This window comes from Streptomyces sp. NPDC001220 (assembly GCF_053597895.1).
In genome coordinates, this window is record NZ_JBSFJE010000003.1 from 500,557 (window position 1) to 512,324 (window position 11,768).

General features: G+C 73.5%; 11 protein-coding genes. 2 read left to right on the plus strand and 9 right to left on the minus strand.

All coding sequences use genetic code 11. From position 1 onward, the window contains the following. Positions 1 to 138: 138 nt before the first annotated feature. The 5 genes from ACWDGI_RS10190 to ACWDGI_RS10210 all read right to left on the minus strand — a co-directional run bounded on the left by ACWDGI_RS10190 (position 139) and on the right by ACWDGI_RS10210 (position 5,287). Positions 139 to 1,107, minus strand: coding sequence for a PfkB family carbohydrate kinase (locus ACWDGI_RS10190; RefSeq protein ID WP_450757267.1), 969 nt, complete (start codon positions 1,105 to 1,107; stop codon positions 139 to 141). Further along, a complete protein-coding gene (locus tag ACWDGI_RS10195) occupies positions 1,104 to 2,579 on the minus strand; it encodes a purine-cytosine permease family protein (RefSeq protein WP_450757269.1) in 1,476 nt (491 codons plus the stop codon). Before ACWDGI_RS10195 ends, ACWDGI_RS10190 begins: the two co-directional genes overlap by 4 nt. 97 nt (positions 2,580 to 2,676) lie before the next feature. Beyond that, positions 2,677 to 3,669, minus strand: a complete 993-nt coding sequence (locus ACWDGI_RS10200; protein WP_450757271.1) for an ADP-ribosylglycohydrolase family protein — start codon at positions 3,667 to 3,669, stop codon at positions 2,677 to 2,679. Beyond that, entirely contained in the window at positions 3,666 to 4,385 is a 720-nt protein-coding gene (locus tag ACWDGI_RS10205) for a GntR family transcriptional regulator (protein ID WP_450757273.1), read from the minus strand. Before ACWDGI_RS10205 ends, ACWDGI_RS10200 begins: the two co-directional genes overlap by 4 nt. 293 nt (positions 4,386 to 4,678) lie before the next feature. Next, positions 4,679 to 5,287, minus strand: coding sequence for a TetR/AcrR family transcriptional regulator (locus ACWDGI_RS10210; protein WP_450757275.1), 609 nt, complete (start codon positions 5,285 to 5,287; stop codon positions 4,679 to 4,681). Positions 5,288 to 5,382: 95 nt separating this feature from the next. Here ACWDGI_RS10210 and ACWDGI_RS10215 point away from each other — a divergent pair, with 95 nt between their 5' ends. Then, the gene (locus tag ACWDGI_RS10215; protein ID WP_450757277.1) at positions 5,383 to 6,042 is read left to right on the plus strand and encodes a VC0807 family protein; all 660 of its coding nucleotides are present in this window, start codon (positions 5,383 to 5,385) and stop codon (positions 6,040 to 6,042) included. A gap of 187 nt (positions 6,043 to 6,229) precedes the next feature. After that, positions 6,230 to 7,474, plus strand: coding sequence for an MFS transporter (locus tag ACWDGI_RS10220; RefSeq protein ID WP_450757279.1), 1,245 nt, complete (start codon positions 6,230 to 6,232; stop codon positions 7,472 to 7,474). 27 nt (positions 7,475 to 7,501) lie between these two features. On the opposite strand, the gene ACWDGI_RS10225 is transcribed toward ACWDGI_RS10220, so the two are convergent. The 4 genes from ACWDGI_RS10225 to ACWDGI_RS10240 form a co-directional block, all read right to left on the minus strand. Continuing rightward, the gene (locus tag ACWDGI_RS10225) at positions 7,502 to 9,226 is read right to left on the minus strand and encodes an MFS transporter (RefSeq protein WP_450757281.1); all 1,725 of its coding nucleotides are present in this window, start codon (positions 9,224 to 9,226) and stop codon (positions 7,502 to 7,504) included. A gap of 60 nt (positions 9,227 to 9,286) precedes the next feature. After that, positions 9,287 to 9,691, minus strand: a complete 405-nt coding sequence (locus ACWDGI_RS10230; RefSeq protein ID WP_450757486.1) for a MarR family winged helix-turn-helix transcriptional regulator — start codon at positions 9,689 to 9,691, stop codon at positions 9,287 to 9,289. 255 nt (positions 9,692 to 9,946) lie between these two features. Further along, positions 9,947 to 10,894 carry an ornithine cyclodeaminase family protein gene (locus tag ACWDGI_RS10235; RefSeq protein WP_450757488.1) on the minus strand — a complete coding sequence of 316 codons (948 nt, stop codon included), beginning with the start codon at positions 10,892 to 10,894 and terminating at the stop codon, positions 9,947 to 9,949. Positions 10,895 to 10,908: 14 nt separating this feature from the next. After that, a complete protein-coding gene (locus ACWDGI_RS10240; RefSeq protein WP_450757283.1) occupies positions 10,909 to 11,670 on the minus strand; it encodes an IclR family transcriptional regulator in 762 nt (253 codons plus the stop codon). Positions 11,671 to 11,768: the final 98 nt, after the last annotated feature.

Below are 11,768 nucleotides of genomic sequence, written 5' to 3' on the forward strand. Positions count from 1 at the left end.
ATTCCTTTTCCCATAAGAGGATATGACGATACGTCAGCTCTGTGAACGAAGGGCCGCCGCTCGTCCGGGGAGGTGCGATCAGGACAGGAAGGGCGAGATCCGGCCGGCGAAACGGGCGGCCGGAGCGGCCGCCGCGTCTCAGCGGTCCCCGGAGCCGGAGATCGTCTCGGCGAGAGGGTCGCCCGCCAGGAACGCGGCCAGCTCCGTCCGGTCGGGCGCCGTGGCCGGGCCTCGCCGGGTGACCGCGTACGCCGCCGCCGCGTTGGCGCCGCGCGCGGCCGTCAGCGGGTCGAGCCCCTGGCCCAGCAGGGCGAGGAACGCACCGACGTGGGCGTCGCCCGCGCCATTGCTGTCGACCGCGGTGACCGGGAACCCCGGTACGTGCACGGGCGGCCGACCGGGGGCGGCCAGCCAGCAGCCGTCCTTGTCGGCCCGTACGAGTACACCGGCCCCGGTCGCCAGCCGTTGCCGGAGAGCCGCCGCCGCGGCGCGGGGGTCCTCGTGTCCGGTCATGATGCGTGCCTCGCGGGCGTTGGCGCTGAGCCAGTCGGTCCGTGCGAGGACGGGGGCGAGGAGGCGCTCGGGAATGTCGGCGACCAGGGGTCCCGGGTCGAGGCAGAGGGTGATCCCGGCCGGCAGCGCGGCCGCGAGGCCGGACAGCAGCGGGCCGTTGCCCGGCAGGGCCAGCCCGTATCCGGAGAGCTGGAGAAGGTCACCGGGCCGCAGGTGGGCCGCGACCGCGGCCGCGTCGGCCGCGGCCAGGGTCGCTTCGGCCCCGAAACTGGTCACGAAGGTGCGCTCGCCGCCGGAGTCGACCAGAGCCACCGTGAAGCCGGTGTCGCGGTCCGTGCGGGCCGGCAGCAGAGTCCCGATGCCCTCGCCGGTCAGCGCCGCGCGGACGAGGTCGCCGTGCGGTCCGGTGCCGTGCAGACCGGCGTAGACGGCCTCCGTGCCCAGGCGGCGGGCCGCCACCAGCATGTTGAAGCCGCCGCCGGCGGTCATCTCGGTGCGGGTGCCGATGACGTCGCCGCCGCGTTCCGGCAGCGCGGGCACCTCGATCACCAGATCGGCGATCACGTTCCCGGCGAGGACCACCCGGCCGGTCATCGACCGGCTCCCAGGAGGCGAGCGGAGGCGGGTTCGCCGCCGCCGTCCGGAGCGGGGTCCCGTCGGCCGAAGAGCGCGTACACCCCGGCGGCGACGGCCATGGAGACGGCCCAGCCGAGACCGTTGACGCCGAACCAGGTGTCGGAGAGCGGGCCCGCGAACCAGACGTCGCTCGCGCTGGTGGAGGCCTTGGTGAAGAGCAGACCGGCCACGATGGCCAGCGCCCAGCCGGACACGGCCGGCAGCCGCAGGCCGCCCGTGTACCAGTACGCGCTGGAGCGGGTGGTGTCCATCAGGGCCTGCGGGTCGTAGGTGCGGCCGCGCAGCGAGTCCACCGCGACCACCCCGATCCAGGCCGAGATGGGTACGGCCAGCAGCGTCAGGAAGGTGGAGAACGGGCCGTAGAAGTCGTCGGCGATCAGCATGAAGTAGACACCGCCGGCGAACATGACCACGACGTCGATGGCGACGGCGTAGGCGCGCGGCACCCGCAGGCCGAGGGTGATCATCGTGAGCCCCGCGGAGTACGTGGAGAGGTGGTTCGACATCAGCAGTCCGCCGAAGGCCGCGACGAGGTAGGGGATCGCCATCCAGGACGGCAGCATCGCGTTGATCGCCGCGACCGGGTCGGAGGCGGTGGCCAGCGTCGGGTCGCCCGCGGAGAGCAGCGAGCCGAGCGAGATCAGCAGCACCAGCGGGATGCCCGCGCCGAACGCCGAGGCCACCACGAGCCGTCGGCCCGGGATCGTGCGGGGCAGGTAACGGGCGTAGTCGGCACCGGCGTTGGCCCAGCCGATGCCCGTGCCGGAGGCGATGAACCCGACACCGGCGACCACCGCGCTGGCCGGCCCCGCCGGGGCGTCGAGGACCTTGCTCCAGTCGACGCTCGAGATCAGGAAGCCCATCACGACGAGGTTGAGGACGCCGAAGACGACCGTGGCCCACTTGTTGATCCACATGATGGTGGCATGGCCGAGGCCGCTGATCAGCAGCGTGCAGGCGATGAACACCAGCAGGCAGACGAGGGTGAGCACGGTGTTGCGCCGGATGCCGAACGCCGTGTCGAGCAGGGCCAGCAGCGCGTAGGCCGCGGTGGTCGTGGAGATGGTCTCCCAGCCGACCCGGCTCAGCCAGGTGATCAGGGTCGGACCCGCGTTGCCCCGCTGTCCGAAGACCGCGCGGGACAGGGTGAGAGCCGGGGCGCCGCCCTTCTTGCCCGCCAGGCTCAGGGCGCCCACCAGGGCGAAGGAGCCGAACGATCCGAGGACGGCGACGAGCACCGACTGCCAGATGTCCAGGCCGCGGAAGGCCACCAAGGTGGCACCGAGGGGCAGTCCGAGGATGCTGATGTTGGCGGCGAACCAGGTCCAGAACATCTGGCCGGCATGGCCGTGCCGTTCACTGTCGGGGACCGGTTCGATCCCGCGGGTCTCGATGGCACCGACGCGATCGTTCGTCTTCGAAACGGCCATGACGGAACCTCCTTGCAGGGTGCGGTGCGGAAGGGCGGGCGGTGCGGCGGTCTGGGGCGGCGCGCGTGACGCGCTCCCCTGGTTGAGGACTGTCGGATCAGCGGAAGGTGAGCAGACGGGCCGTCAGGGGCTCCAGTTCGAGGGAGTTGACGGTGCGGAGGGTGCGTACGGCGTCGGCGGGCAGCGCGCGGAGCCCGGCGACCGAACCGGCCACGGCCCCGGCGATCGCGCCGATGGTGTCGCTGTCGCCGCCGAGGTTGGCGGCGAGCAGCGCGGTCCGCCAGGGATCGCCGTCGGCCAGGGCGAGGACCGCGAAGGCGGCGGGCACCGACTCCTGGCTCGCCACGCTGGTGCCGACCAGCGCGACCACCCGGTCCAGGGCCTCCGCCTCCGGGAGGTCCCGTACCAGCTGCCACGCCCACTCGATCCGGGCGGCGATGTCCGCCCCGGCGATCCAGTGCCCGCGCCGCGCACCGGCGCGGGCGGCGGTCACGGCGGCGTGGACGGCCTCGCCGAGCGAGCCGCCGCCCACTCCGGTGCTGACCGCGGCGGCCACCGCGGCCGCGCCCGCGATGCCGATCGTCGTGTCATGGGTGACCTGGCAGGACTCCACCACCCGGTCGACGAACGTGTCGAGCGGGTCGGCGGCGAAGGCGATCCCCACCGGGGTGACACGCATCGCCGCGCCGTTCGTCGTGCCGTTGCGGCCCGCCTCCTGGGGGGAGACGCCGCGGGCCACCGCGTCCAGCGCGGCCTTGGTGGACGGACCGAGGAGATCGAAGGACCCCTTGGCCTTCATCTCCTTCTCCCAGTCGAGCAGTTCATGGGCCAGGCGCAGCGGATCGATCCGCCCGTGGCCTTCGTCGATGAGCCGGGCGACGATGACGGCCTGTTCGGTGTCGTCGGTGACGGACCCGGCGGGCATGCCCGCGCTCACCGGATTGTCGGGCCGGGCGGCCTCGAAGCCGGTGAGGGTGCCGTATACCCGGACGACGTCCTCGCGGGACATCACCTGGGTGGGCATGCCGAGGGCGTCACCGAGGGCGAGTCCGTAGAAGGCGCCCAGGGCGCGGTCGAGTCGGTCGGTCACGAGCGGCCTCCATGGCCCGAGCGGACGTGCAGTTCGAAGTGGGCGGGATCGAGCAGGCTGCTGACCTGCTCGACCACCGAGCCGTCGGCGGCCCGGTACACCTGGTCCAGGCGGAGGAAGGATTCACCGGGGGAGCGGTGCAGTACGACCGCCTCGTCCGCCGCCAGCCCGCGCACCGAGACGACGCCCTCACCGGAGTCGGTGATCCGGCCCGCGGCGATCAGCGCCCGGCTGAGCGAACCGTCGTCGAGACCGCGCTCGGGCAGCCCGGCCAGGCTCCCGATGGCCGGCACCCGGCTGCGTTCCAGCGAGACGCCCGGCCCGTCGGGCAGCCGTCTGACCCGGTCCAGCGCGATGAACGCGTGCGAGGTGAGCCCCAGCCGAGCGGCCAGCCCCGGATCGCTCACCTCCTCGAAGCGGAGGACCTCGGTGGTGAGTTCCGAGCCCTGCTCGGCCAGCGACCGGGTCCAGCCGAGGCGGTTGTCGATCGGCGTCCCGTCGAAGGTGACGAAGGAGCCGATCCCCGCGTGGGTGGCGATGAGGCCCTCCTCGCCGAGAACCTGCAGAGCCTGCCGAAGGGTGGTCCGGCTCACGCCGAACCGCTCGGTCAGCGCGTGCTCCCCCGGGAGCCGGCTGCCGTCGGCGTGGACCCCGGCGCGGATCTCGTCGGCGAGAACGCGGGCGATGCGATGGTGCTTGTGAACCTGTCCAGGCATGTCTAGACAGTAGGTGAACAAGTATCGGCGGTCCAGACCCCCGGGGCGATTTCTCTCATCACCTCGTCTGCCGCCGCTGCGGTCGGATCGAGGACATCGAATGCAGCGTGGGTGTGGCGCCGTGTCTCACCCCCGAGAAGGACCTGGGCTTCGCTGTCGACGAGGCCGAGATCACCTGGTGGGGGCTGTGCGCGGAGTGTCAGAGAGCCATCGGCGCCTGAACCGGCGGACGGCCGCGCGCGCCGTCCGCCGGGAGCGCGACTGCCGTCGACGGATGTGCGGGCAGACCCTGTTCAGGGTGTGCCCGCGGGCCCCTCCGGCCGTACGCCCGGCAGCTGTGCCACATGTTGGCGCAGGACCGCGCGGACCGTGTCCGGGTCCAGGCGGTCCGGGTGGAGCGCCGCGTTGAGGGCGAGGCCGTCGAGGAGGGCGGCGAGGTGTTCCGTGGCCACGGGGTCGTCCACGCCCAGGCGGCGCAGCAGTCGGTGGCTGATGTCCCGCAGCCCGTCGTGGAGTTCGGCGGCGACCGAGCCGAGGGTGTGGTGCGTGCGCGCGGCCACCGAGAACTCCAGCCAGACCGCCGTCTCGTCGGCGCGTGCCGCATCGAGCGGCAGGAACTCGCCCGCGATCTCCTCCACGAAACGCCGGGGATCCCGCTCGGGGCGCCGCTCTTCCAGCCGCGCCAGCACCCGTGCCTCCACGCGGTGCACCATCTCGCGGGCCGCGGCGGCGAGCAGTTCGGCGTGACTGTCGAAGTAGTGCCGCACGGAGCCGACGGCGAGCCCGGCCTCGGCGGCCACGTTCTGGAGGGTGGCCGCCTGGATGCCGCGGCGGGCCACGACCCGGAAGACGGCCTCCATCACCTCGCGGCGACGCTGCTCGGGGTCCACTACCTTCGGCACCCGTCTTTCATAGCACGGCCATGCTACGGTTTTATTTAGCACGCCCAAGCTAAAAAAATCGCCGAACCAGGACCAGGACCGCATCTGGAGAAGCCATGCAACCGTCCCGCACCGGACGCCTGGCGCGTCTGACCCGACTCGCCCTCGACCTCGGTATCGCCTCCTTCGCCTACTACGGCTGTGTCCTCGCCGGACTGGACACACTGCCCGCCCTGCTCACCGCATCGGTGGTGGCCGCGGTCTGGCTCGCCGCCACCGCGCTGTACGACCGCCGGGCCGACGCCCTGGCCTGCGGCATGCTGCTGATGTACGGCCTCTCGGCGGCCTTCGCCGCGCTCACCGCCGAACCCCGCCTGCTGCTCCTGCGGGACCCGCTGGTGAGCGGCCTGGCCGGCCTGGTGTTCCTGGTCAGCCGGCTGCGCGGCACACCGGCGACCGGCTATCTGGCCGGCCGGCTGCACGGGCATCCGTCCGGTGACGCCCGCCTGCGTCGCGCACACCGGACGCAGACCCTCGTCCTGGGCGCCGGGCTGACCGCCGAGGCGCTGGCCCGTGTCCTGCTGGTGCTCGTGCTGCCCGTGGCCACGGCCGCCGCCGTCACACCGCCGCTGGAGTACGTGGTGCTGGCCCCCCTCGTCGCCTGGACCGTGCTGTGGCGGCGCCGGATTCTGGCCGACCCGGCGCCAGGATCCCCGGACCGGCCGGTAGTGGCACCGGCCGTGCCGGCCGTGACGCGCCGGCCGTGGCGGCCGTGACGTAGGTCACCCTGCTGTTTCGGCCATTCGTGGAATGCGGAGCCGGCCCCATGTCGCTACACCTTTCTTGGGGGTGTGCTGGGCAAGGGCGCTCGGCGCGACGGTCCCCGGAGGCCGAAAACACCTCCCGGTCCGTCCCGCTCCCCGTCCCCCGGACCGCCGTCCCCGAAAGGTTCGCTCACCCACCATGCCTTTGGCTCTGCTTGCCCTTGCCGTCGTCACGTTCGGCATCGGCACCACCGAGTTCGCCACCATGGGCCTGCTGCCCCAGATCGCGGACGGGCTCGGTGTCTCGGTGCCGCACGCCGGCAACCTCGTCTCCGCCTACGCCCTCGGCGTCGTCGTCGGTGCCCCCGTGCTGACGGGCATCGGCGCCCGGGTGTCCCACAAGCGGCTGTTGCTCCTGCTGACCGGGCTGTTCGTGGTGGGCAACACGGCGTCCGCGCTCGCCCCGGACTTCGGCCTGCTCTTCGCCGCCCGCTTCCTGGCCGGACTGCCGCACGGCGCCCTGTTCGGCGTGGGCGCCGTCGTCGCCTCCCGGCTGGTGGCCCCGGAGCGTGCGGCACGCGCCGTCTCCAGCGTGTTCCTCGGCCTCACCGTCGCGAACATCGTCGGCGTTCCCGCCGGTACCGCCCTCGGCCAGCATCTGGGCTGGCGGTACGCCTACTGCGCGGTCGCCGTCATCGGCCTGGTGGCGCTCGCCGCGCTCGCCCTCCTCGTGCCCCACCAGCCGCGCGGCCCGCAGGCGGGCATCCGGCGGGAACTGCGGGCGATGGGCAACCGGCAGGTCTTCATCGGCCTCGGCACCGCCGTCGTCGGGTTCGGCGGCTTCTTCGCCGTCTACAGCTACCTCGTCCCCATGCTGACGCACCTGACCGGCATCTCCGACTCCTCGACCACCGCGGTCCTCGCCCTCTACGGCGTCGGCATGACCCTCGGCACCCTGGCCGCGGGTCCCCTCACCGACCGGGCCCTGCGCCCGACGCTGTACGCCGGGATCATCCTGCTGGCGGCCGCGCTGGTGACGTTCTACTTCACCGTCCACAGCACGGTGCCGGCCCTGGTGACCGTCACCTTCATCGGCGCGATGGGCGCGCTCATCACCACGCCCGTCCAGATGCTGCTGATGATCAACGCGAAGGACGCCCCGACGATGGCCGCGGCCTCCAACCACTCCGCCTTCAACATGGCCAACGCGGCCGGCGCCTGGCTCGGCGGCCTGGTGATCTCGGCGGGCTGGGGCTGGGCGGCCCCCAACCTGGTCGGCGCGGCCCTCGCGATGGCCGGCCTGGCGCTGGCCGTCACCGGCGGCGTCCTGGACCGCGGCAACCGCCCCTCGAAGGTGGTCACCTCGCAGGAGGGCCGCGCCTCGGTGGCCGTGGGCGAGGGCATCGGGGACCGCGCTGTCGAGGACCGGCGCCCCGCCGGCTGAGCGCCGCCGGCCGGCGGGACCGCGGGCTCAGGCCGGGGTGTCGCCGCGGAGTTCCACGAGGGTGGACGCCGTCAGGCGCAGGGGCGCGTCGGCCGGGTCGACGAGGACGACCGTGCAGGTCGCCGCATGGGCCAGGGCGGTGGTGAGGCTGCCGTCGGCGAACTGGGCCAGCGGGCCGCGCGGCGAACGTCCGACGGCGACGGCACGGGCGTGGACCTCGGCGGCGTGCCGGGCCAGCACCCGTCCCGCGGCGGCGTGATCGCCGACACTGTCCAGTACCTGGCCGGTGGCGGCGAACCCCTGGGCGGCGAGCCGGTCCAGGTGGGCGGTCACGGCGGCCCGCGCCTGCTCGGCGGTCTCGGTGTCCGCGGCCTGCTCCTCGACCACGGCGGTCCGCTGGACGTGCACCACCTCCAGCGGGCTGCCGGTGTCCCGCGCGAGCCGGGCGGCGGCGTCGACGATGGCGGCGGCCTGCCCGTGGCCGCCGACGGCCACGACGACCGGACCGGTCCCGGCGATGACTCGCCGCCCCACGGGGGTGAGGGCCGGGGCGACCGGCTCCCCGCCGCCGAGGCGCAACTCCGCCTCGCGCAGCAGCCCATGCCCGCTGGCCAGGACCGGGATCGCCAGCAGGAAGGTGCCCGCGCCCAGGTAGAACGGCACGCTCAGATCGGTGGCGTCGGCGAGCTTCCCGGCGACGTACGGGGCCAGGCCGCCGCCGATGAACCGCAGGAAGCCGTACGCGGAGGAGGCCACCGGTCGTTCCACCGGCGAGACCACCATCACCGCCTGCGTGGTCAAGGTGTTGTTGACGCCGATGAAGATCCCGCTGGCGATGACGGCGACGATCACGACGGTCGGGGTGTCGACCCCGGCGGCGATGACGGCCATCACCGCGCCGAGGCCGACGAGGTTGGCGTACAGCACGGGCGCGGTGCCGAAGCGGGCCTGCAGACGCGGCGCGAAGAAGACGCTGAACGCGGCGACCAGCAGACCCCAGCCGGTGAAGACGAGCCCCAGTTGATGGGCGTCCAGCTCCATCGGATAGGGCGCGTAGCCGAGCATCGTGAAGAAGCCCCAGTTGTACAGCAGGGCCATGATGCCCATGGTCAGCAGACCGCGGTGGCGCAGCGCCGTGATCGGGGCCAGCGGTGAGGTACGGCGTTCCGGCTTGGGCAGCGCCGGCACGAAGGCCAGCGTCGCGACGAGCGCGATCGCCATCAGGACGGCCACGCCGAAGAAGGGCCCCCGCCAGCTGATGGCCCCCAACTCGCCGCCCAGCAGGGGGCCGACGGCTATGCCGAGGCCCAGGGCGGTCTCGTAGAGGATGATCGCGCCGGCGAAACCACCGCTCGCCGAGGCGACGATGACGGCCAGTGAGGTGGCGATGAACAGGGCGTTGCCGAGTCCCCACCCGGCGCGGAAGCCGACGATGCCGTCGATCGAGCCGGAGGTGCCGGCGAGCGCGGCGAACACCACGATGATCGCCAGCCCGGTGACCAGGGTGCGCTTGGCGCCGATCCTGCTGGACACCCAGCCGACGATCAGCATCGCGACCGCGGTCACGATCAGATAGCTGCTGAACAGCAGCGAGACCTGGCTGGGGGAGGCGTGCAGACTCGTGGCCAGGGCGGGCAGGATCGGATCCACGAGGCCGATGCCCATGAACGAGATGACACAGGCGAACGCCACGGCCCACACGGCCTTCGGCTGCCTGAACGGGCTTGCGGTCCTCGGGTGCGGAGCACTCATCAACGGTCCTCTTTCCGGATGCGGACGGACGGGACGGCCATGGGGGAGGGAGTGAAGGGGTCAGCTGTGGGCCCGGCGGCCCTCGATCGCACGGGCCAGGGCGGGCAGGGCGAGCCGGACGGCGCGCTGCTCGGGCTCGGTCAGCTCCTCGATCAGTTCCCGGAGGGCGTGGGCGCGTTCGGAGCGGCGCTGCCGGAAGACTTCGAGTCCGGTCCCGGTGATCTCCACGAGTACGCCCCGGCCGTCGGTGCGGTCGGCGTTGCGTGCCACCAGCCCCGCGCGCTCGAGCCGGCCGACGAGCTGGGTCATCCCCGGCTGCGAGACGCCTTCGGCGCGGGCCAGTTCGGTCAGCCGCAGCGGACCCTCCCGGCCCAGCCGGCCCAGCGCGGCGGAGGCGGCGGTGCTCAGGCCGCCGGCGGTGGCGCTGTGCCGCACATGGCGCACCAACTGCTCCACGGCGATCATCAACTGCTCCGCCGAACCAGCGGGATCCTCGGCACCCGCCGGCCCGTCGGAGCCGCCCCGATCTTCGATCCGGTTCTCCATAACGGCATTATGCATCTAGATGTATGGTGAAACAAAGAGCCTGGACCAGAGCAATGCCGGGGGACACCCGGATCGGCGGGGAACACCTGCCGGGACAGGGGCGCCGGCCGGGTCCGCGGCCGGGACGGGGTCACCTCCCCGGCCGGCGGCCGCCGTTGCCGGCGCACCCGCCCGTCACAGATCCACGCGCACTCCCCACCCCTGCTCGAGCGCCACGTCGTAGGCCACTCGGACCGCCGCCACGTCGAGCGCCGCGTGGCCGGTGGACTTGAAGACGGTGAGGGCATCGGCGTCCCCGCCCCGCCCCGGGTGGCCGCCGTCCAGGACGGACCCGAGCAGGGTCACCGGCCGGCCGGGGGAGAGGTCCTGGAGCTCATGTGCGCCCGCGGGCGGCGGTGCGGTGGCCGCGCCGGTCCACTCGGTGAACAGGACCGCGTCCCGTACCGTGCCCGGGTCCAGTTCGGGCCCCTGGGAGCCGCCGACCGAGGAGACATGGACGCCGGGAGCGAGCCACTCGCGGCGGAGGACGGGAGCGGTGGCGCCGGTGCAGCAGAACACCACTTCGGCCTCGCGCACGGCGTCCTCGATGCCGGTGGCGACCCGCGCGCCGGGATACCGGGCCGCAGCCGCACCGGCTCGCAGCGGATCACGGCCGGCCACCGTCACCTCGGCGCCCGGCCGCACCGCCGCGAGGAGCGCCAACTGGGCGCGGGCCTGGGCGCCCGTCCCCACCACCGTCACCCGGCCGAGACCGGGGCGGGCGGCCAGGGCCAGCGCGCTCTGCGTGGCGGATGCCGCCGTGCGGACCTCGGTCAGCGACTCGCCGTCCACCAGTGCCAGCGGCCGCCCGTCGTGCTCGTCGAACAGTGCCACCAGCCCCCGGTGGAAACCGCGTCCGGGGTGGCGGGGATCGGCGGTCACGGTCACCAGCTTCGCGGCCAGGCCGAGCCCCGGGACGTAACCGGGCATCGCGCCCAGCAGGCCGGTCGGGGTCAGGGCGGCGATCCGCGGCGGGACGGAGACCTCGTCGCGGGCGACGGCGACAAGCGCCCGGCCCACCGCGTCGAGTACGACGGCGGGTGGCAACGCGGCGGCCGTCTGCCGGCGGTCCAGCACCAGCATGCCGCTCACCGGCCTCACCGGCCGGCCTCCGCCGTGCCGGCGGTCAGAGCCGTCGCCAGCTCGTCCGTGGCCGCGCGCAACTCCCGCCGCACGGACGCCAGTTTCGGCCCGCCGAACTCGGCGTCCGGTCCCACGACCGTCAGCGCGCACACCGGAGCGCCAGGGTCCGGCACCACCGCCCGGCTGACGGAGGCGACCAGCTTGTCGTTACGGCCGTGCTCCACGGCGACACCGGTCCGCTCCACCTCGGCCAGCTCCCGCGCCACCTCTCCGGCGTCCTCCCCGAGCCCGTCCAGCCACCTGCTCCTCGCCTCCGGTTCGAGCGCGGCGACCAGGGCCAGCGGACCGGCGAACCGCCGTACCGGCAGCAACTCGCCCCGCAAGTGGCTGATCATCGCGAGCCGTTCGGGTCTGACCACGTCGATCACCCGGGCGCCGCCCTCCTCCAGCACCTGGAGGTTGACCATCATCGAGGTCTCCGCGGACAGCCGCTCCAGCACCGGACGGGCCAGCGCGGTCAGTGAGTTGCCCACGGCCGAGGCGGACATCCGCAGCACCGCGGCACCGGGCAGATAACGGTCACCGGCTCGCAGTACCCAGCCCCGCCGGACCAGGTCCAGCAGGATCCGGTAGGCGGTGGCGCGGTGCAGGCCCACCTCTGCGGCCAGATCGGTCAGCCGCACCGGGTGCGGTGCGCGCGAGACGGCCTCGACCAGGTCGAGCGCCTTGTCCACGGCCGACCGGGGCGGCGCCGCGGTACGGGGTACGACGGGCATGGCAGCGGTTCTTCCCTCTCGTCCACGGTGCGGCACGGACCGGGGTGTCCTGGTCCGCGTCCGGGGCGGTGTCCTGTCCGGCGTCCCGGCCCGCGACC